The organism is Chromobacterium sp. Beijing (assembly GCF_021496765.1).
Taxonomy (GTDB): domain Bacteria; phylum Pseudomonadota; class Gammaproteobacteria; order Burkholderiales; family Chromobacteriaceae; genus Chromobacterium.
Map to the genome: position 1 here is coordinate 3,415,019 of NZ_CP053750.1, position 21,454 is coordinate 3,436,472.

Consider the following 21,454-nt stretch of genomic DNA (forward strand, 5'->3'; position numbering starts at 1 on the left):
CTCTATCTCCTTACTCCGCTGCGGCCGGGGTAGCGGTCAGATCAATTTCTTGACCTTCCACCAGGCTAACGTAGGCCTTTTTCCAGTCACTGCGACGACCGATGGAACGGCCAAAGCGCTTAACCTTGCCCTTGACATTGACAGTGGAAACACCTTCAACTTTTACATTGAACAGCATTTCAACAGCAGCCTTGATTTCCGGCTTGGTCGCATCTTTAGCAACGCGGAACGCCATTTGCTGGTTCTTCTCAGCAATCATGGTGCTCTTTTCGGAAACGATGGGAGCAAGAATTACTTGCAACAGACGTTCTTGGTTCATGCCCACTGCTCCTCAAGTTGCTTCACAGCATCGCGAGTGATCACGGTCTTCTTGAAGCGCAACAGGCTGTACGGGTCAGCTTGAACCGCTTCGATAACCAGCACGTTAGTCAGGTTACGCGAAGAGAGATAGAGGTTTTCGCTCAGCTCGCTAGTGATGAACAAAGCCTGCTCCAGGCCCATGGGCTGAACGGCGCCAACGAATTCTTTGGTCTTCGGGCTTTCAACGTTCAGTTCGTCAACCACGATCAGGCGTTCGTCGCGAACCAGCTGCGACAGAATCGCGGCCATGCCTGCACGGAACATCTTGCGGTTAACTTTCTGGGTGAAGTTCTCGTCCGGCTTGTTCGGGAAGGCACGGCCACCACCACGACGGTTCGGGGTGGAAGTCATACCGGCACGAGCGTTACCAGTACCTTTCTGACGGAAAGGCTTCTTGGTCGAGTGCTTCACTTCAGCACGGGTCAGCTGGGCGCGGTTGGCGCTACGAGCATTCGCCAGGAATGCGGTAACAACCTGGTGCACCAGGGCTTCGTTGTACTCGCGGCCGAACAAAGAGTCGGACACTTGCAGGCTGCCAACAGCCTTGCCTTGGGTATTGATTACATTCAATTCCATCACGCACCTGCCTTCACGCTAGGACGAACGACTACGTCACCGTTCTTGGCGCCAGGAACAGCACCTTTAACCAGAATCAGTTGACGCTCGGCATCGACACGAACGATTTCCAGGCACTGCACGGTGCTCTTGACGTTACCGTATTGGCCCGCCATGCGCTTACCCGGGAAAACGCGGCCCGGATCTTGCGCCTGACCGATGGAACCCGGCGTGTTATGCGAACGCGAGTTACCATGGGAAGCACGGTTGGAAGAGAAGTTGTGACGCTTGATCACGCCGGAGAAGCCTTTACCTTTGGAGGTGCCGGTTACATCAACCAGTTGACCAACGGTGAAGATCTCAACAGCGATGGCATCGCCCGGCTTGAAGTTGGACAGATCGGAGGCGGTCAGCGGAAACTCGACCAGACCCAGACCTGCTTCAACGCCAGCCTTGGCGAAGTGGCCCGCGGCAGCCTTAACAACACGGCTGGCCTTTTTGGAGCCATAGGTAACCTGCACGGCATTGTAGCCGTCGGTTTCAGCAGTTTTGATTTGCGTGACGCGGTTAGCGGACATGTCCAGCACAGTTACCGGGATGGTTGCGCCATCTTCGGCAAAAATGCGGGTCATGCCGACTTTGCGACCGACAAGACCTAAACTCATGTTTATTTCCTTTTTCAGGCGCCGATTACGATTGACCGGCATAAAAAACACGACAGAAAAAACAAAAACGGACTCGCCAAAATGGCGAGTCCGCTAATGTATCACAGAAAATTCAAGAATCGCAAGAACTTAGCTCGCAAACCCTTGAACTTAAGCGATTACTGCAGCTTGATTTCCACATCAACACCGGCCGGCAGGTCGAGCTTCATCAGAGCGTCGACGGTCTTGTCGGTCGGATCCACGATGTCCATCAGACGCAGGTGAGTGCGGATTTCCAGCTGGTCGCGGGAAGTCTTGTTCACGTGCGGGGAACGCAGAACGTTGAAACGCTCGATTTTGGTCGGCAGCGGAACCGGGCCCTTAACAACGGCGCCGGTGCGCTTGGCGGTTTCAACGATTTCCTGAGCGGAGCGATCGATCAGGTTGTAATCGAAAGCTTTCAGGCGGATGCGGATTTTCTGGCTAGACATTAGATTCTCCGATCCTTAAGCGATGATCTTGGCAACAACGCCGGCGCCGACGGTACGACCGCCTTCGCGGATGGCGAAACGCAGACCATCTTCCATGGCGATCGGAGCGATCAGCTCAACAGTGATCTCCACGTTGTCGCCCGGCATTACCATTTCCACGCCTTCCGACAGGGTAACGGCGCCCGTTACGTCGGTGGTGCGGAAGTAGAACTGCGGACGGTAGTTCGCGAAGAACGGGGTGTGACGGCCACCTTCGTCTTTGCTCAGTACGTATACCGAAGCCTGGAACTTGGTGTGCGGGGTGATGGAACCCGGCTTAGCCAACACCTGACCACGCTCAACGTCTTCACGCTTGGTGCCGCGCAGCAGCACGCCCACGTTGTCGCCGGCTTGACCTTGGTCCAGCAGCTTGCGGAACATTTCCACGCCAGTGCAAGTGGTCTTCGCGGTAGCCTTCAGGCCCACGATTTCCAGTTCTTCGCCGACTTTAACAATGCCGCGCTCTACGCGACCGGTTACCACGGTGCCGCGGCCGGAGATCGAGAACACGTCTTCGATCGGCAGCAGGAACGGCTTGTCGATGGCGCGTTCCGGAGTCGGGATGTAGGAATCCAGAGCAGCAGCCAGCTTGAAGATGGCCGGTTCGCCGTATTCGGACTGGTCGCCTTCCAGCGCCAGACGAGCGGAGCCGATCACCACCGGGGTATCGTCGCCCGGGAAGTCGTAGGAAGACAGCAGATCGCGAACTTCCATTTCAACCAGTTCCAGCAGCTCAGCGTCGTCCACCAGGTCGGCCTTGTTCAGGAACACGATGATGTACGGAACGCCAACCTGACGGGACAGCAGGATGTGTTCGCGGGTTTGCGGCATCGGACCGTCAGCGGCCGAGCACACCAGGATAGCGCCGTCCATCTGGGCAGCACCGGTAATCATGTTCTTAACGTAGTCGGCGTGACCCGGGCAGTCTACGTGAGCGTAGTGACGGGACTCGGTTTCGTATTCTACGTGAGCGGTATTAATGGTAATACCACGAGCCTTCTCTTCCGGCGCGCTGTCGATCTGGGAGTAGTCTTTGGCTTCGCCGCCGAACTTCTTGGACAGAATGGTGGTGATAGCAGCGGTCAGAGTGGTTTTACCATGGTCCACGTGACCGATGGTGCCTACGTTTACGTGCGGTTTGGTCCGCTCAAACTTTTCTTTTGCCATTTTGCAAAAATCCTTAATTAAAGAACATTAGATCGGGACTGACCGGACCTTTCGGCCCGGCCAGCCTCAGCGCGCATTACTTGCGAGCGGCCATTACGGCGTCGGCAACATGCTTCGGAGCTTCGGAGTAGTGCTTGAACTCCATGGAGTAAGTCGCACGACCCTGGGTAGCGGAACGCAGGTCGGTGGAGTAACCGAACATCTCGGCCAGCGGTACTTCGGCCTTGATCTTCTTGCCACCCAAACCATCGTCGTCCATACCCTGAACGATGCCGCGACGACGGTTCAAGTCGCCCATCACATCGCCCATGTACTCTTCCGGAGTTTCCACTTCCACCGCCATCATCGGCTCGAGGATGCACGGACCGGCGCGGCGCATGGCTTCTTTGAATGCCAGGGAGCCCGCCAGTTCGAACGCGATCTGCGAGGAGTCGACGTCGTGGTAGGAACCGAAGGTCAGACGCACGGTAACGTCAACCACCGGGAAGCCGGCGAGAATACCGCTGGACAGGGTGTTCTGAATACCCTTGTCCACGGACGGAATGAATTCACGCGGAATCACGCCACCCTTGATCTCGTCGACAAACTTGTAGCCATTGCCCTCGCCGGACGGCTCCAGGGTAATGACTGCGTGGCCGTACTGACCCTTACCACCGGACTGCTTGACGTGCTTGCCGTCAACGTCGGTAACGACTTTGGTAATGGTTTCGCGGTAAGCCACTTGCGGAGCGCCAACGTTGGCTTCAACGCCAAATTCACGCCGCATGCGGTCAACCAGAATTTCCAGGTGCAGTTCGCCCATACCGGAAATAATGGTCTGGCCGGATTCTTCGTCGGTACGCACGCGGAACGACGGGTCTTCCTTGGCCAGGCGGTTCAGGGCAACGCCCATCTTCTCCTGGTCGGCCTTGGTCTTCGGCTCAACGGCAACGTGAATCACCGGCTCCGGGAACTCCATGCGCTCCAGGATGATTTCGGCGTTCAGATCGCACAGGGTTTCGCCGGTGGTCACTTCTTTCAGGCCGATGGCGGCGGCGATGTCGCCGGCACGCACTTCTTCCAGCTCGATACGGTCGTTCGCCATCATCTGCACGATACGGCCGATACGCTCTTTCTTGCCCTTGATGGAGTTCAGCACGGTATCACCGGACTTCACCACACCGGAGTAGACGCGGAAGAAGGTCAGCTGACCAACGTACGGGTCGTTCATCAGCTTGAACGCCAGAGCCGAGAACGGCTCGTCGTCGGAAGCGTGACGCTCGGCCGGCTTGCCGTCGGTTTCACCCGCGATGGCCGGAATGTCGATCGGCGCCGGCAGCAGTTCAATCACGGCGTCCAGCATGCGCTGAACACCCTTGTTCTTGAACGCGGAGCCGCACAGCATCGGCTGAATTTCGCAACGCAGGGTACGCTCGCGCAGGCCGGCGATGATTTCTTCCTCGGTCAGCGTTTCGCCGCCCAAGTACTTGTCCATCATCTCGTCGCTGACTTCGGCAGCGGCTTCGACCATTTTTTCGCGCCATTCTTCGGCCACGGAAACCAGATCGGCCGGAATGTCGCCGTATTCGAATTTCATGCCCTGGGACGCTTCATCCCAGATGATGGCCTTCATCTTCAACAGATCGACCACGCCGGTGAAACCATCTTCAGCGCCGATAGGCACAACGATGGGCACCGGGTTGCCGCGCAGGCGAGTCTTCACCTGTTCAACCGCACGGAAGAAGTTGGCGCCTTGACGGTCCATCTTGTTCACGAAGGCGATACGCGGAACTTTGTACTTGTTAGCCTGACGCCATACGGTTTCAGACTGGGGCTGAACGCCGCCCACCGCGCAGTACACCATCACCGCGCCGTCCAGTACACGCATGGAACGCTCTACCTCAATGGTAAAGTCCACGTGTCCCGGGGTGTCGATGATGTTGAAGCGGTGCTCGGGGAACTGCATCCCCATACCTTTCCAGAAGGTGGTCACAGCAGCGGAGGTGATGGTAATGCCACGCTCCTGCTCCTGCTCCATCCAGTCGGTGGTGGCAGCGCCGTCATGAACCTCGCCCAGCTTGTGGTTCACACCGGTGTAAAACAGAATACGCTCGGTAGTGGTCGTCTTACCGGCGTCAATGTGAGCGGAGATACCGATGTTACGGTAACGCTCAATGGGGGTTTTCCTTGCCACGATCTACACCTTAAATAGTGGGTCTGCTTAGAAGCGGAAGTGCGAGAAGGCCTTGTTGGCTTCTGCCATACGGTGCACTTCGTCACGCTTCTTCATCGCGCCGCCACGGCCTTCGGCCGCGTCGAGCAACTCACCAGCCAGGCGCAGGTCCATGGACTTTTCGCCGCGCTTGCGCGCAGCGTCGCGCAGCCAACGCATGGCCAGAGCCATACGACGCGACGGACGTACTTCAACAGGAACTTGATAGTTGGCACCGCCTACACGGCGGCTTTTTACTTCAACAACCGGCTTGGCGTTGGCCAGAGCGGTGTTGAATACTTCCAGGGCATTCTTGCCGGATTTCTTTTCGATCTGTTCCAGAGCACCGTAGATGATGCGTTCTGCAACGGATTTCTTGCCATCGATCATGACTACGTTCATGAACTTGGACAGGTCCTGGGAACCGAACTTCGGATCCGGCAGGATTTCGCGCTTGGGGACTTCTCTGCGACGTGGCATGTTACTTCCTTAGATTATTCAGTTGAGCTTTGGCTCATGACTACCCAATGGAGCAGTCACTTACTAGACGACCCTGAGTGTTGATCAGGCCGCCTTGAGTGCAACCCAATTACTTGGGACGCTTGGCGCCGTACTTGGAACGAGCCTGTTTACGGTCTTTAACACCTGCGGTGTCGAGGGAGCCGCGAACGGTGTGGTAGCGAACACCCGGCAAGTCTTTTACACGACCGCCGCGGAGCAGCACTACGGAGTGTTCCTGCAGGTTGTGGCCTTCACCACCAATGTAGGAAATCACTTCGAAACCGTTGGTCAGACGAACCTTGCACACTTTACGCAGAGCCGAGTTCGGCTTCTTCGGAGTGGTGGTGTAGACACGGGTGCACACGCCACGCTTCTGCGGGCAGGCTTCCAGCGCAGGCACCTTGCTCTTCGCCTTGATGGCGACGCGGCCTTTGCGAACGAGTTGGTTAATGGTTGGCATTACTATCAGTTCCTAGTTGAAGCTCTCCAGCGGCAACACGCCGCCAGAAAGGACGGAGGATTATATTTTAGTCAACGTCCTACCGTCAATGAAAACAACGCCGCCCCATCACCTTAACCGTTGATAGGGCAGCGTTTTTTCAACACTTTGCGTCAGGGCCTTCCGAGGCGGGCAATTCCGCCCCTTCCGGCCAGGGCGACTAAGCGTTATTCGTTGCTGTCGAGCGCGTCGGCCGGGGCGATGTCGAAGAACTGAGCTTCGGCCGCTTCCAGCGTATGCTGCGTCGAACCGCGACGGGTGCGGTGGTAAGCCAGGCCGGTACCCGCCGGGATCAGACGACCGACGATCACGTTTTCCTTCAGGCCGCGCAAGTCGTCCTTCTTGCCCATGATCGCCGCTTCGGTCAGCACGCGGGTGGTTTCCTGGAAGGAAGCCGCGGAGATGAAGGAGTCGGTGGACAAGGACGCCTTGGTGATACCCAGCAGCACGTTTTCGTACTGCGCAGGCTCACGGCCTTCCGCCAGCATCTTGTCGTTCATTTCCAGCGCGTCGGCGCGTTCCACCTGCTCGCCCTGGATGAACTCGGTGTCGCCGCTGTCGGAGATGATCACGCGACGCAGCATCTGGCGAATGATCACCTCGATGTGCTTGTCGTTGATCTTCACGCCCTGCAGACGATACACCTCCTGCACCTCTTGAACGATGTAGCGGGCCAAGGCCTCGATACCCTGCAGACGCAGAATGTCGTGCGGATCCACCGGACCGTCGACGATGGATTCGCCGCGGTTCACCACCTGACCGTCGTGCACCAGCACGTGCTTGTCTTTCGGGATCAGGTTTTCGTAACCGTTGCCCTCCAGATCGGTGATGATCAGGCGCTGCTTGCCCTTGGTGTCCTTGCCGAAGGAGATCGTACCGGTCACTTCCGCCAGCATGCCGGCGTCTTTCGGCGAACGCGCTTCGAACAGCTCGGCCACACGCGGCAGACCACCGGTAATATCGCGGGTCTTGGACGATTCTTGCGGGATGCGGGCCAGCACTTCGCCCTTGCCCACTTCCTGACCGTCGCGCACCGTGATAATGGCGCCCACCTGGAAGGTGATCGATACCGAGGCTTCGGAACCGGCCAGCTTCACTTCGTTGCCGTTGTCGTCCAGCAGCTTCACCAGAGGACGCAGCATCTTGGACTGCGAACCGGCGCGGCGCTTCGGATCGATCACCACCAGCGTCGACAGACCCGTCACTTCGTCGGTCTGCTTGGCTACGGTGTTGCCCTCTTCCACGTTTTCGAACTTCACGCGGCCAGCGTACTCGGTGATGATCGGACGGGTGTGCGGGTCCCAAGTGGCCAACACGGCGCCCGCCTTGATCACCAGACCGTCGGTGACCATCAGGGTCGCGCCGTACGGCACTTTGTGACGCTCGCGCTCACGGCCCATATCGTCGTGGATCACCACTTCGCCGGAGCGGGTGATGACGATCAGCTCGCCCTTGGTGTTCGCCACATAGCGCATCTGACTGGAGAAGCGCACGGTGCCGTTGGACTTGCCCTCCACCTGGCTGGCGGCCGCGTTTCGCGACGCCGCGCCACCGATGTGGAAGGTACGCATGGTCAGCTGGGTGCCCGGTTCGCCAATGGACTGGGCGGCGATCACGCCGATGGCTTCGCCGGCGTTGACGCGCTTGCCGCGCGCCAGGTCGCGACCATAGCACTTGGCGCACAGGCCGTAGCGGGTGTCGCAAGTGATGGCGGTACGCACCTTCACTTCGTCGATGCCCAAGCTGTCCACCACGTCCACCAGATGCTCGTCCAGCAGCGTGCCGGCTTCGATCACGGTCTCGCCGGTGGACGGATCCACCAGGTCGATCGCGGCCACGCGGCCCAGGATGCGGTCGCGCAGCGGTTCGATCACGTCGCCGCCTTGCAGTACGGCCTTCATGGTGAAGCCGTTGCTGGTGCCGCAATCGTCCTCGATCACCACCAAGTCCTGGGTCACGTCGACCAGACGACGCGTCAGGTAACCGGAGTTCGCGGTCTTCAAAGCGGTATCCGCCAGACCCTTACGCGCACCGTGAGTGGAAATAAAGTACTGCAGTACGGTCAGGCCTTCGCGGAAGTTCGCGGTAATCGGCGTCTCGATAATCGAGCCGTCCGGCTTGGCCATCAGACCCCGCATGCCGGCCAGCTGCTTGATCTGAGCGGCGGAACCCCGCGCGCCCGAGTCGGCCATCATGTAAATGGAGTTGAAGGATTCCTGATCGACTTCCTTGCCTTCGCGGTCCAGCACCTTCTGCTTGGACAGCTCGTCCATCATCGCCTTGGCAATCTTGTCGCCGGTGCGGCCCCAGATGTCCACTACCTTGTTGTAGCGTTCGCCCTGGGTCACCAGACCTTGACGGTACTGCTCTTCGATCTCTTTGACTTCCTTCTGCGCGTCGGCGAGCAGGTCGACCTTCTTGGCCGGGATCTGCATATCGTCCACGCAAATGGAGATGCCGCCGCGAGTGGAGTAGGCGAAACCGGTGTACATCAACTGGTCGGCGAAGATCACGGTATCGCGGATGCCGCAACGGCGGAACGATACGTTGATCAGCTTGGAGATTTCCTTCTTCTTCAGCGCCTTGTTGATGTGCTCGAACGGCAGGCCTTTCGGCAGGATGTCGGACAGAATGGCGCGGCCCACGGTGGTGTCGTAACGCTTGATCACCGGCTGGAACTCGCCCTGCTCGTCTTTTTCCCACTCGCGCAGACGCACGGTGATGCGCGTCGCCAGTTCAACCTGACGGGTTTCGTAGGCGCGATGCACTTCCTTGGTGTCCGCAAACACCATGCCTTCGCCCTTGCCGTTCACCTTATCGCGGGTCATGTAGTACAGACCCAACACGATATCCTGCGACGGCACGATGATCGGGTCGCCGTTGGCCGGGGACAGCACGTTGTTGGTGGCCAGCATCAGAGTGCGGGCTTCCATCTGCGCTTCCAGCGACAGCGGCACGTGAACAGCCATCTGGTCACCGTCGAAGTCGGCGTTGAACGCCGCGCAGACCAGCGGGTGCAGTTGGATGGCCTTGCCTTCGATCAGCACCGGCTCGAACGCCTGGATACCCAGGCGGTGCAGCGTCGGCGCGCGGTTCAGCAGCACCGGATGCTCGCGGATCACGTCTTCCAGGATGTCCCAGACTTCCGGCACTTCCTGCTCTACCAGCTTCTTGGCCGCCTTGATGGTGGAGGCCAGACCCATCACTTCCAGCTTGTGGAAGATGAAAGGCTTGAACAGCTCCAGCGCCATTTTCTTAGGCAGGCCGCACTGATGCAGACGCAGGGTCGGGCCCACGGTAATCACGGAACGACCGGAGTAGTCCACGCGCTTACCCAGCAAGTTCTGACGGAAACGACCGCCCTTGCCCTTGATCATGTCGGCCAGCGACTTCAGCGGACGCTTGTTGGCGCCGGTCATCGCCTTGCCGCGACGGCCGTTGTCCAGCAGCGAGTCAACCGATTCCTGCAGCATGCGCTTCTCGTTGCGCACGATGATGTCCGGCGCGCGCAGTTCCAGCAGGCGCTTCAGACGGTTGTTACGGTTGATCACGCGGCGATACAGATCGTTCAGATCGGAAGTCGCGAAGCGACCGCCGTCCAGCGGCACCAGCGGACGCAGTTCCGGCGGCAGCACCGGCAGCACTTCCAGGATCATCCATTCCGGCTTCATGCCGGAACGCTGGAAGGCCTCCAGCACTTTCAGGCGCTTGGAGATCTTCTTGATCTTGGTGTCGGAGCTGGTGGCCTTGAGTTCGGCGCGCAGGGTCTCGATCTCGCTGTCCAGGTTCAGCTTCTTCAGCAATTCCTTGACCGCTTCGGCGCCCATCATGGCGACGAACTCTTCACCGTACTGGTCTTCCTTGTCCAGGAAGTCCTCTTCGGTCAGCAGCTGACGGTATTGCAGCGGGGTCATGCCCGGATCGGTCACCACGAACGCTTCGAAGTACAGCACGCGTTCGATGTCGCGCAGCGTCATGTCCAGCACCATGCCCAGACGCGACGGCAGCGACTTCAGGAACCAGATGTGCGCGGTCGGGCTGGCCAGCTCGATGTGGCCCATGCGCTCGCGGCGCACCTTGGACAAGGTGACTTCCACGCCGCACTTCTCGCAGATCACGCCGCGATGCTTCAGGCGCTTGTACTTGCCGCACAAGCACTCATAGTCCTTCACCGGTCCGAAGATGCGCGCGCAGAACAGGCCGTCGCGTTCCGGTTTGAAGGTACGATAGTTGATGGTTTCAGGCTTTTTTACTTCACCATAAGACCAGGAACGGATCTTGTCAGGCGAGGCGATGCCGATCTTAATCGCATCAAACTCTTCTTCTTGCGTAACTTGCTTAAAGAGGTCGAGCAGAGCTTTCATTGCGTCTCCAGTCAGGGGACAGGCGCGGCGGCTTGCCGCGCCCATTCAACCCAATCAATAACGTTCCAGGTCCATGTCGAGGCCGAGCGAACGGATTTCCTTCACCAGCACGTTGAAGGATTCCGGCATGCCGGCATCGATCTTGTGCTCGCCCTTGACGATGTTCTCGTACACCTTGGTACGACCGGTCACATCGTCCGACTTCACGGTCAGCATTTCCTGCAGGGTGTAGGCGGCGCCGTAAGCTTCCAGCGCCCAAACCTCCATCTCACCGAAACGCTGGCCGCCGAACTGGGCCTTACCGCCCAGCGGCTGCTGAGTCACCAGCGAGTACGGGCCGGTGGAACGCGCGTGCATCTTGTCGTCGACCAGGTGATGCAGCTTCAGATAGTGCATCACGCCCACGGTGACCTTGCGGTCGAAGGCTTCGCCGGAGCGGCCGTCGTACAGGGTCATCTGGGTCTTGGACTCATTAAAGCCCATTTTCTCGGTCAGCGGGTCCGCATCCGGGTAGGCCAGATCCAGCATGTGCTTGATCTCGGTCTCCTTGGCGCCATCGAACACCGGCGTCGCGAACGGCATACCCTTGCGCAGATTGTCCGCCAGGGCCAGCACTTCGTCGTCGCTCAGCGAGGCGATGTCTTCGACCTTGCCCGCTTCGTTGTAGATGCGCTCCAGATAGCCGCGCACCAAGGAAGCGTTCTGCTGATCCTTGATCATGCGGTCGATGCGTTCGCCGATACCCTTGGCGGCCCAACCCAGATGCACTTCCAGGATCTGACCGATGTTCATACGCGACGGTACGCCCAGCGGGTTCAGCACGATGTCGACCGGACGGCCGTCGCCCATGTAAGGCATGTCTTCGATCGGCAGGATGCGCGATACCACGCCCTTGTTGCCGTGACGGCCGGCCATCTTGTCGCCGGCCTGCAGGCGGCGCTTAACGGCCAGGTAAACCTTGACCATCTTCTGCACGCCCGGCGGCAGCTCGTCGCCCTGGGTCAGCTTGCGCTTCTTGTCTTCGAACTTGAGGTCGAATTCTTCGCGCTTCTGCGCCAGGCTTTCCTTGATCAGTTCCAGCTGCTTGGCGATGTCTTCATCGGCCATGCGGATGTCGAACCAGTCGTGCTTGGACGGCAGATCGGCCAGGTATTCCTGATCGATCACAGTGCCTTTCACCAGACGCTTCGGACCGCCGTTGGCCACTTTGCCGACGATCAGACGCTCGATACGGCTGAAGGCGTCGTTGTCGAAAATACGCAGCTGGTCGTTCAGGTCCAGGCGATAGCGCTTCAGTTCCGAATCGATGATGGACTGGGCGCGCTTGTCGCGCTCAATGCCTTCGCGGGTGAACACCTGAACGTCGATCACGGTGCCCACGGTGCCGGTCGGCACGCGCAGCGAGGTGTCCTTCACGTCGGAAGCCTTCTCGCCGAAGATCGCGCGCAGCAGCTTCTCTTCCGGGGTCAGCTGGGTTTCGCCCTTAGGCGTCACCTTGCCCACCAGCACGTCGCCGGCTTCGACTTCGGCGCCGATGTACACGATGCCGGATTCATCCAGACGGCCGGCCATGCGCTCGGACAGGTTCGGGATGTCGCGGGTGATTTCCTCGGGGCCCAGCTTGGTGTCGCGGGCAACCACGGACAGTTCTTCGATATGGATCGAGGTGTAGCGGTCTTCGGCGACCAGCTTCTCCGAGATCAGGATCGAGTCCTCGTAGTTGTAACCGTTCCACGGCATGAAGGCGATGGTCATGTTCTGACCCAGCGCCAGCTCGCCCAGATCGGTGGAGGCGCCGTCGGCCACCACGTCGCCGCGGGCGATGTGGTCGCCCACTTTCACCACCGGACGCTGGTTGATGTTGGTGTTCTGGTTGGAGCGGGTGAACTTGGTCAGGTTGTAGATGTCCACGCCCACTTCGCCGGCAACGGCTTCTTCGTCGTTGACGCGAACCACCACGCGGGTCGCGTCGACATAGTCGACCACGCCGCCGCGACGCGCCACCACGGTGGTGCCGGAGTCAACCGCCACCGAGCGCTCGATACCGGTGCCCACCAGGGCTTTTTCCGGACGCAGGCAAGGCACGGCCTGGCGCTGCATGTTGGCGCCCATCAATGCGCGGTTGGCGTCATCGTGTTCCAGGAACGGAATCAGCGAAGCGGCGACGGACACCACCTGACCGGTGGCCACGTCCATGTACTGTACGCGGTCCGGAGTCGCCAGAATGGTTTCGCCCTTCTCGCGGCAGGTCACCAGCTCGTCGATCAGCGCGCCTTCTTCGCTCAACTCGGCGTTGGCCTGAGCAATCACGTAGCGGCCTTCTTCGATCGCGGACAGGTAGTCGATCTCGTTGGTGACCTTGCTGTCCACTACCTTGCGGTACGGGGTTTCCAGGAAGCCGAACTCATTGGTGCGCGCATAGACGGACAAGGAGTTGATCAGACCGATGTTCGGGCCTTCCGGCGTTTCGATCGGGCACACGCGGCCGTAGTGGGTCGGGTGTACGTCGCGCACTTCGAAACCGGCGCGTTCGCGGGTCAGACCGCCCGGGCCAAGAGCCGATACGCGGCGCTTGTGGGTGATTTCCGACAGCGGGTTAGTCTGGTCCATGAACTGGGACAGCTGCGAGGAGCCGAAGAACTCCTTGATCGCGGCGGACACCGGCTTGGCGTTGATCAGGTCGTGCGGCATCAGGTTGTCGGATTCCGCCTGATTCAGGCGTTCCTTGACCGCGCGCTCCACGCGTACCAGGCCGGCGCGGAACTGGTTTTCGGCCAGTTCGCCCACCGAACGCACGCGACGGTTGCCCAGGTGATCGATATCGTCCACTTCGCCGCGGCCATTGCGCAGCTCGGTCAGGATGGCGATCACGGACACGATGTCTTCAGTCGACAGCGTGCCTTCCATCACATCGCGACGCTCGGCGAACTTCTCGCCGATCAGCACCTTGAACCACTCAGGGGTCTTGTCGTCGAATTTGTACTGGTAGGTGCGCGAGCTGAACTTCATGCGGCCCACGCGCGACAGATCGTAGGTTTCTTCGCTGAAGAACAGACGCTGGAACAGCGCTTCCACCGCGTCTTCCGTCGGCGGTTCGCCCGGGCGCATCATGCGGTAGATGGCCACGCGGGCCTGCAGCTGGTCCTGGATGTCGTCGGCGCGCAGCGTCTGGGAGATGTAGGAGCCCTGATCCAGATCGTTGGTGAACAACACTTCCACCTGCTGGATATCGGCCAGCGCCAGCTTGGCCAGCACTTCCTCGGTCACTTCGTCGTTGGCGCGCGAAATCAGCTCGCCGGTGTCGGCGTTGGCGACGTTGTGCGCCAGCACCTTGCCCAGCAGCGCGTCGGCCGGCACTTCGATGCGGTCCAGCTCAGCGGTCTGGATGTCGCGGATGTGCTTGGCGGTAATACGCTTGTCCTTGGCCACGATCAGCTTGCCGTCGGCGGCAACGATGTCGAACTTGGCCACTTCGCCCTTCAGACGATCCGGAACCACGCGCATGAACACGCCGCTCTTGGTCAGGTAGAAGGTGTCGAAGCTGTAGAACTCGGACAGGATTTCTTCGTTGGTGTAACCCAGCGCCTTCAGCAGGATGGTCACCGGCATCTTGCGGCGACGGTCGATACGGAAGTACAGCAGGTCTTTCGGGTCAAACTCGAAGTCCAGCCAGGAACCGCGGTAAGGAATCACGCGGGCGGAGAACAACAGTTTGCCGGAGGAATGAGTCTTGCCGCGGTCGTGCTCGAAGAACACGCCCGGGGAACGATGCAACTGAGAAACGATGACGCGCTCGGTGCCGTTGATGATGAACGAACCATTGGTCGTCATCAGCGGGATTTCGCCCATGTACACTTCGTTCTCGCGCACTTCCTTCACCACCGGCTTGGAAGACTCTTTGTCGAAGATGGTCAGGCGGATGCGCGCGCGCAACGGAGCGGCGTAGGTAATGCCGCGCAGCTGGCACTCCTGCACGTCGAACGGCGGCTCGCCCAAGACGTAATGAGCGAAGTCCAGACGCGCATAGCCATTATGGCTGATGATCGGATAGATCGATTTGAACGCAGCCTGAAGGCCCACATCCCTACGCTGGTCAAGCGGCACACCCAACTGGAGAAATTCGGTGTAGGAATCAATCTGGGTCGCCAACAGGAATGGGACATCGAGAACACTGGCACGCTTCGCAAAACTTTTACGAATACGCTTCTTCTCAGTAAACGAATAACTCATAGAGTCTCCATCGAGGTGGGGTGGCGCAAGCAAGAAACCAAAAGTCAGCAGCCACGCTCAATAATTGCTGGCTTTTACCTTCTTCGTTTCGGCCAACTACAAGCGCAATAAGGCTGGCGGATTTCTCCGCCAGCCTCACCCTCTTTTTTCAAAGAAGATTATTTGATTTCAGCCTTAGCACCGGCTTCGGTCAGCTGTTTCAGGATGTCGTCGGCTTCAGCCTTCGCCACGCCTTCTTTCAGGGCTTTCGGAGCGCCGTCAACCAGGTCTTTGGCTTCTTTCAGGCCCAGACCGGTGATTGCGCGCACAACCTTGATCACGCCAACCTTGTTGTCGCCAGCGCCAGTCAGGATAACGTCAAACTCGGTTTTTTCTTCAGCGGCAGCAGCGCCGGCGCCAGCCGGGCCAGCAACAGCAACAGCAGCGGCGGAAACGCCGAACTTCTCTTCGAACGCCTTAACCAGGTCGTTCAGTTCCATCACGGTCAGACCAGCAACGGCCTCGAGGATGTCTTCTTTGGTGATTGCCATGTGAAAATCTCCTGAATTCTATAAGAATCAAATAAGTTAAGCGGCTTCGGCTTGCTTCTTGTCGGACAGGGCGGCCAGCGCGCGGGCGAAGCCAGCGACCGGAGCCTGCATAACGTAGAGAAGCTTGGACAGCAGTTCTTCGCGGCTCGGGATGGACGCGAGCTCAGCAACCTGAGCGGCGTTCAGCACCTGGCCATCGTAGGAACCTGCTTTGACGATGATTTTGTCGTCAGCCTTGGCATATTGATGCAGCACCTTGGCAGCAGCTACCGGGTCGGTGGAAACAGCGTAAACCAGCGGGCCGACCATTTGGTCAGCCAGACCGGCAAACGGAGTGCCTTCCACAGCACGGCGAACCAGCGTGTTCTTCAGAACGCGCAGGTATACGCCATTCTCGCGCGCCTGAGCGCGGAGTTTGGTCATGCTGCTTACCTCGATGCCCCGATATTCAGCGATAACGAGGGTCTGAGCGTCTGCCAGCGTGGCAGATACTTCAGCTACGACCGCCTTTTTATCTTCGATATTGAGACTCAAGGTCTACCTCCTAGACTGAAATGAAGCGAAAGGATTTTCGCTTCGCTTTGCAGCGGCGACCTACATCAGGAGACATCATAAAGAACTGGTGCTCATGGGCGGAATTGAACCGCCGACCTCTCCCTTACCAAGGGAGTGCTCTACCCCTGAGCTACATGAGCTTGAACTTTGTTCAGAAGCCTGTTTCGGGTACACCATCTGCGTAGGGTGCGGACTTCCATACTGGCAAATCCGCGATTAAGCCTTGCGGCGCCTACGGTCTTTGACAACCTGGCAAGCGAACTTGCCAGCCCAAAGCCTTGGCGAGGCGGCGAACCGCCCCGCCAAACTCAAACAGCGATTAAGCGCTGATCGAGTTGGTATCTACACGAGCGCCGACACCCATGGTGCTGGATACGGCGATCTTTTTCAGATACACGCCCTTGGAAGCTGCCGGCTTGGCTTTCACCAGGGCATCAACCAGAGCGGAGAAGTTTTCACGCAGGGCTTCGGCTTCGAAAGAAGCGCGGCCGATGGTGGCGTGAACGATACCGGCCTTGTCGGTACGGTACTGAACCTGACCGGCCTTGGCGTTTTTCACGGCCTCGGCTACGTTCGGGGTCACGGTGCCCACCTTCGGGTTCGGCATCAGGCCGCGCGGGCCCAGGATCTGACCCAGCTGACCCACAACGCGCATGGCGTCCGGGGAGGCGATCACGATGTCGAAGTCCAGATTGCCGGCTTTAACCTGCTCGGCCAGATCGTCGAAACCAACGACTTCGGCGCCAGCGGCTTTAGCGGCTTCAGCGTTCGCGCCTTGAGCGAACACGGCAACGCGTACGGACTTGCCGGTACCGCGCGGCAGAACCACGGAACCACGAACCACTTGGTCGGATTTACGCGGATCCACGCCCAGATTCACGGCCACGTCGATGGACTCGTCGAATTTGGCGGTGGCGGCGGCTTTCACCAGGGAGATCGCTTCGTCGATAGCGTACAGCTTGTTGCGATCAACGCCAGCCTTCAGAGCTTGCAAGCGCTTGGAAACCTTAGCCATTACACGCCCTCCACTTCCAGACCCATCGAACGGGCGGAGCCGGCGATGGTGCGAACAGCGGCGTCCAGATCGGCAGCGGTCAGATCCGGCTGCTTGGTCTTGGCGATTTCTTCCAGCTGAGCGCGAGTCACTTTACCCACCTTGTCGGTATTGGCCTTGGCCGAACCGGACTTGATGCCAGCAGCCTTCTTCAGAAGGATGGTGGCCGGCGGGGTCTTCATCACGAAGGTGAAGGACTTGTCCGCGAATGCGGTAATCACTACGGGAATCGGCAGACCCGGCTCAACGCCTTGGGTCGCGGCGTTGAACGCCTTGCAGAATTCCATGATGTTCAGACCACGCTGACCCAGGGCCGGACCGATCGGCGGCGACGGGTTGGCTTTGCCAGCGGGCACTTGCAGCTTGATATAGCCGACAATTTTCTTTGCCACGATTAAACTCCTAGTTTGGGTATAGCGCGAGCGTCAACTCGCTTCCCGACGAAAGCGCAACAGTATACACGCTTAAAAAAAGCTTGCCAAGAGGCAGGCTTACAACTTCTCAACCTGACTGAATTCGAGCTCAACCGGGGTGTCGCGACCAAAAATCTGCACCGACACGCGCAGCTTGTTGCGCTCGTAGTTCACCTCGTCGACCGAACCGTTGAAGTCGTTGAACGGGCCGTCGATGACGCGCACCTTCTCGCCCACTTCGAACAGCACCTTCGGCTTCGGCTTTTCCACGCCCTCTTGCATCTGCTGCATGATGGCCTCGACTTCCTTCTTGGAAATCGGCGCCGGGCGGTTGGCGGTGCCGCCAACAAAGCCGGTTACTTTCGGCGTGCTCTTGACCAGATGCCAGGTATCGTCGGTCATCTCCATCTCGACCAACACATAGCCCGGGAAAAACTTGCGCTCGGTAATGGAGCGACGGCCATTCTTGACGTCGACAACCTCTTCCACCGGCACCAGGATTTGACCAAACTGATCGGCGACATGAGAACGCTCGATGCGCTCGCGCAACGCCTTTTGCACGCTTTTTTCAAAGCCAGAATAAGCGTGAACCACATACCAGCGCATTGCCATTATTTACCTCGACCGAGAATCACATCATAAAACAACCAGGACAGACTGGAGTCCACCAACCACATGAACAAGGCCAGCACCAGCACGAAAACAAACACCATGCCGGTCATCTGCATCGCCTCTTTGCGAGTGGGCCACACCACCTTGCGAGCCTCGACCAGAGACTCGTTGGCGTAAGTGACGAAACTCTTGCCCGGCTGCGACAGCCAAACCGCCCCAACCGCCAGAATCACGCCGGCCACAAACGAAAGCGCGCGCAAAATACCCTGGTCCGCCGGAATCATGTAAAAGCCGACGATACCGGCCGCCACCAGCAAACCGGCCAGCGCCAGCTTGATTTTATCTTGCATTTCCATGTCGATATCTTCTCTTGCGCGTATGCGACAAAAGACCAACCGGCGCACAAGCGCCGGCTGGTCTTAATTGGCAGGCCAGGAGGGTCTCGAACCCCCAACCCTCGGTTTTGGAGACCGATACTCTACCAATTGAGCTACTGGCCTTTAAACCTGATTAAGCAATGATCTTAGCTACCACACCGGCACCGACGGTACGACCGCCTTCGCGGATGGCGAAACGCAGACCATCTTCCATGGCGATCGGAGCGATCAGCTCAACAGTGATCTCCACGTTGTCGCCCGGCATTACCATTTCCACGCCTTCCGACAGGGTAACGGCGCCCGTTACGTCGGTAGTGCGGAAGTAGAACTGCGGACGGTAGTTCGCGAAGAACGGAGTGTGACGGCCACCTTCGTCTTTGCTCAGCACGTATACCGAAGCCTGGAACTTGGTGTGCGGGGTAATGGAACCCGGCTTAGCCAACACCTGACCACGCTCAACGTCTTCACGCTTGGTGCCGCGCAGCAGCACGCCCACGTTGTCGCCGGCTTGACCTTGGTCCAGCAGCTTGCGGAACATTTCCACGCCGGTGCAAGTGGTCTTCGCGGTAGCCTTCAGGCCCACGATTTCCAGTTCTTCGCCGACTTTAACAATGCCGCGCTCTACGCGACCGGTTACCACGGTGCCGCGGCCGGAGATCGAGAACACGTCTTCGATCGGCAGCAGGAACGGCTTGTCGATGGCGCGTTCCGGAGTCGGGATGTAGGAATCCAGAGCAGCAGCCAGCTTGAAGATGGCCGGTTCGCCGTATTCGGACTGGTCGCCTTCCAGCGCCAGACGAGCGGAGCCGATCACCACCGGGGTGTCGTCACCCGGGAAGTCGTAGGAAGACAGCAGATCGCGCACTTCCATTTCAACCAGTTCCAGCAGCTCAGCGTCGTCCACCAGGTCGGCCTTGTTCAGGAACACGATGATGTACGGAACGCCAACCTGACGGGACAGCAGGATGTGTTCGCGGGTTTGCGGCATCGGACCGTCAGCGGCCGAGCACACCAGGATAGCACCGTCCATCTGGGCGGCACCGGTAATCATGTTCTTAACGTAGTCGGCGTGACCCGGGCAGTCTACGTGAGCGTAGTGACGGGACTCGGTTTCGTATTCTACGTGAGCGGTATTAATGGTAATACCGCGAGCCTTCTCTTCCGGCGCGCTGTCGATCTGGGAGTAGTCCTTGGCTTCGCCACCGAACTTCTTCGACAGAATAGTGGTGATCGCAGCGGTCAGAGTGGTTTTACCATGGTCCACGTGACCGATGGTGCCGACGTTTACGTGCGGTTTAGTCCGCTCGAACTTTTCCTTAGCCATGGCAAAATTTCCTGGATACGAAACAACACAAAGTAAATGGTGGTGCCCATGGGCAGAATTGAACTGCCGACCTCTCCCTTACCAAGGGAGTGCTCTACCCCTGAGCTACATGGGCCCTTTAAAACAGGCTACACGCTTGGAGCGGGTGAAGGGAATCGAACCCTCGTCGTAAGCTTGGAAGGCTTCTGCTCTACCATTGAGCTACACCCGCCTGCAACAACAACCTCGAGCGACTTTCATCGCACACGCCAAGACGCTAAATTCTGGTGGAGGGAGAAGGATTCGAACCTTCGAAGGCAGAGCCGTCAGATTTACAGTCTGATCCCTTTGACCGCTCGGGAATCCCTCCTGAAAGAGACCCGAATATTATAGATAGCCCCGATGGCCGTCAACCGGTTTTTGCATTTTTTTCTAATTATTTTGCCCGCAAAAGCAAAGCACCCCGGCAAGCCCGGGGCGCTTCCAATAAATTCAAAAACTTAGCGCGTCACGCCTGGCCGGATATCCGCAGATACTTCTGATGCAAGACCTCTTGAGTCTCCTCGTGAGACGGATCCAGAGGGATGCAATCGACCGGACAGACCTGCTGGCATTGCGGCTCGTCGTAGTGGCCGACGCACTGGGTGCACAGATTGGGGTCGATTTGATAGATTTCCTCGCCTTGGGAAATCGCGTTATTGGGGCACTCCGGCTCACAGACGTCGCAGTTGATGCATTCGTCGGTAATCATCAAAGACATAGTAAATTCCTCAAGTATTCCACAACATGAATTTTGTCACCCGACAGTCGGGCTCGCAAGTTCGCCCCGTTATATATTTATGAGACTGGCTGCAGGCAAACCGCTCAGGCCGGCTCCGCCGCCCGGCGCAGCAAACCGTAATGCACCTGGCCGGCCTTGGCCCGCTTCAGCACCTCCCAGCCCGGCAGCTCTTCGGGCCAACGGCGGCTTTCGATATACGCCAGGCCGTCCTCACTCATCACCTGAGCCAGCAAAGGCAAAACCTGCGTCAGCAAATCGGTATCGAACGGCGGGTCGACGAAGACGACGTCGAAACGATCTCGGCAGCCCTTCAGATAGGCCAGGGCATCGAACTGCGCCACATCGATGCTCGCGGCGGACAATAACTGCCGGTTGGCTTTCAAGGACTCGGCGACCACGCGGGATTTCTCCACCATCACCACGCGCCGCGCCTCGCGCGAAGCCGCCTCAAAGCCCAGAGCCCCGCTTCCGGCGAAAAGATCCAGACAGGATTTGCCGTACAGCTGCTGGCCCAACCAGTTGAACAAAGTCTCCCGCACACGGTCCGGCGTTGGCCGCAAACCCTGAGCGTCGGGAAACGGCAATAGCCGGCGCCGATACTCGCCACCGATGATTCTGACCGTGTTACGCGACTGACTCATAATTCCAAGCTCAAAAAACAAGGGGCTGAGTGTAACCCGATCCGCGCCGTCGCGCCTCATTGTCGCGCAAACCGGCCGCCATCTGTCGCCGCTCACGCCACAAAAAGCCGTCTATTCCTTATATATAGATTTCAACGATGCGGCGCC

19 protein-coding genes and 5 tRNA genes are annotated in these 21,454 nt (G+C 58.7%); all 24 read right to left on the reverse strand.

The window, feature by feature from the left end; all coding sequences use genetic code 11:
* Positions 1-10: 10 nt before the first annotated feature.
* The 24 genes from rplW to rsmD all read right to left on the reverse strand — a co-directional run bounded on the left by rplW (position 11) and on the right by rsmD (position 21,307).
* Complete coding sequence (gene rplW, locus HQN78_RS15785) at positions 11-319, reverse strand: 50S ribosomal protein L23 (protein ID WP_019100830.1); 309 nt, start codon at positions 317-319, stop codon at positions 11-13.
* Positions 316-936 (reverse strand): 50S ribosomal protein L4, encoded by a 621-nt coding sequence (rplD, locus tag HQN78_RS15790; protein WP_048413700.1) that lies wholly within the window; start codon positions 934-936, stop codon positions 316-318. Before rplD ends, rplW begins: the two co-directional genes overlap by 4 nt.
* Positions 936-1,580: a 50S ribosomal protein L3 gene (gene rplC / locus HQN78_RS15795; RefSeq protein WP_107797928.1), complete on the reverse strand. Its 645-nt coding sequence runs from the start codon at positions 1,578-1,580 to the stop codon at positions 936-938. The genes rplD and rplC overlap by 1 nt, the downstream gene beginning before the upstream one ends.
* Positions 1,581-1,738: 158 nt before the next feature.
* Complete coding sequence (gene rpsJ / locus HQN78_RS15800) at positions 1,739-2,050, reverse strand: 30S ribosomal protein S10 (protein WP_011137734.1); 312 nt, start codon at positions 2,048-2,050, stop codon at positions 1,739-1,741.
* A 15-nt stretch (positions 2,051-2,065) separates the two neighbouring features.
* Complete coding sequence (tuf, locus tag HQN78_RS15805; protein ID WP_227106574.1) at positions 2,066-3,256, reverse strand: elongation factor Tu; 1,191 nt, start codon at positions 3,254-3,256, stop codon at positions 2,066-2,068.
* Positions 3,257-3,332: 76 nt separating this feature from the next.
* Positions 3,333-5,429 carry an elongation factor G gene (fusA, locus tag HQN78_RS15810; RefSeq protein ID WP_107797909.1) on the reverse strand — a complete coding sequence of 699 codons (2,097 nt, stop codon included), beginning with the start codon at positions 5,427-5,429 and terminating at the stop codon, positions 3,333-3,335.
* A 27-nt stretch (positions 5,430-5,456) separates the two neighbouring features.
* On the reverse strand, positions 5,457-5,927 hold the full coding sequence (rpsG, locus tag HQN78_RS15815; RefSeq protein ID WP_019103492.1) for a 30S ribosomal protein S7: 471 nt from the start codon (positions 5,925-5,927) through the stop codon (positions 5,457-5,459).
* 109 nt (positions 5,928-6,036) lie between these two features.
* The gene (gene rpsL, locus HQN78_RS15820) at positions 6,037-6,408 is read right to left on the reverse strand and encodes a 30S ribosomal protein S12 (protein ID WP_019103491.1); all 372 of its coding nucleotides are present in this window, start codon (positions 6,406-6,408) and stop codon (positions 6,037-6,039) included.
* 206 nt (positions 6,409-6,614) lie between these two features.
* Entirely contained in the window at positions 6,615-10,811 is a 4,197-nt protein-coding gene (rpoC, locus tag HQN78_RS15825) for a DNA-directed RNA polymerase subunit beta' (RefSeq protein ID WP_107797908.1), read from the reverse strand.
* A gap of 54 nt (positions 10,812-10,865) precedes the next feature.
* Positions 10,866-15,041, reverse strand: a complete 4,176-nt coding sequence (gene rpoB, locus HQN78_RS15830) for a DNA-directed RNA polymerase subunit beta (RefSeq protein WP_107797907.1) — start codon at positions 15,039-15,041, stop codon at positions 10,866-10,868.
* Positions 15,042-15,199: 158 nt separating this feature from the next.
* Positions 15,200-15,571: a 50S ribosomal protein L7/L12 gene (gene rplL / locus HQN78_RS15835; RefSeq protein WP_019102910.1), complete on the reverse strand. Its 372-nt coding sequence runs from the start codon at positions 15,569-15,571 to the stop codon at positions 15,200-15,202.
* Positions 15,572-15,607: 36 nt separating this feature from the next.
* A complete protein-coding gene (gene rplJ, locus HQN78_RS15840; RefSeq protein WP_107797906.1) occupies positions 15,608-16,105 on the reverse strand; it encodes a 50S ribosomal protein L10 in 498 nt (165 codons plus the stop codon).
* An 86-nt stretch (positions 16,106-16,191) separates the two neighbouring features.
* Positions 16,192-16,266, reverse strand: a tRNA-Thr gene (locus HQN78_RS15845).
* Between the two features lie 179 nt (positions 16,267-16,445).
* Positions 16,446-17,141: a 50S ribosomal protein L1 gene (rplA, locus tag HQN78_RS15850; RefSeq protein WP_048416069.1), complete on the reverse strand. Its 696-nt coding sequence runs from the start codon at positions 17,139-17,141 to the stop codon at positions 16,446-16,448.
* Positions 17,141-17,572: a 50S ribosomal protein L11 gene (rplK, locus tag HQN78_RS15855; RefSeq protein ID WP_048416070.1), complete on the reverse strand. Its 432-nt coding sequence runs from the start codon at positions 17,570-17,572 to the stop codon at positions 17,141-17,143. Before rplK ends, rplA begins: the two co-directional genes overlap by 1 nt.
* Positions 17,573-17,671: 99 nt before the next feature.
* Positions 17,672-18,205: a transcription termination/antitermination protein NusG gene (nusG, locus tag HQN78_RS15860; protein WP_048411720.1), complete on the reverse strand. Its 534-nt coding sequence runs from the start codon at positions 18,203-18,205 to the stop codon at positions 17,672-17,674.
* Entirely contained in the window at positions 18,205-18,561 is a 357-nt protein-coding gene (gene secE / locus HQN78_RS15865; RefSeq protein WP_107797905.1) for a preprotein translocase subunit SecE, read from the reverse strand. Before secE ends, nusG begins: the two co-directional genes overlap by 1 nt.
* Before the next feature lie 68 nt (positions 18,562-18,629).
* Positions 18,630-18,705: transfer RNA gene (locus tag HQN78_RS15870), tRNA-Trp, on the reverse strand.
* A 10-nt stretch (positions 18,706-18,715) separates the two neighbouring features.
* A complete protein-coding gene (gene tuf, locus HQN78_RS15875) occupies positions 18,716-19,906 on the reverse strand; it encodes an elongation factor Tu (protein WP_227106574.1) in 1,191 nt (396 codons plus the stop codon).
* A 40-nt stretch (positions 19,907-19,946) separates the two neighbouring features.
* Positions 19,947-20,021 (reverse strand) — tRNA-Thr (locus HQN78_RS15880).
* Positions 20,022-20,043: 22 nt separating this feature from the next.
* Positions 20,044-20,117: transfer RNA gene (locus HQN78_RS15885), tRNA-Gly, on the reverse strand.
* Between the two features lie 53 nt (positions 20,118-20,170).
* Positions 20,171-20,255 (reverse strand) — tRNA-Tyr (locus HQN78_RS15890).
* Positions 20,256-20,393: 138 nt separating this feature from the next.
* On the reverse strand, positions 20,394-20,645 hold the full coding sequence (locus HQN78_RS15895) for a YfhL family 4Fe-4S dicluster ferredoxin (protein ID WP_107797927.1): 252 nt from the start codon (positions 20,643-20,645) through the stop codon (positions 20,394-20,396).
* A 104-nt stretch (positions 20,646-20,749) separates the two neighbouring features.
* Positions 20,750-21,307 (reverse strand): 16S rRNA (guanine(966)-N(2))-methyltransferase RsmD, encoded by a 558-nt coding sequence (gene rsmD, locus HQN78_RS15900; RefSeq protein WP_107797926.1) that lies wholly within the window; start codon positions 21,305-21,307, stop codon positions 20,750-20,752.
* Positions 21,308-21,454: the final 147 nt, after the last annotated feature.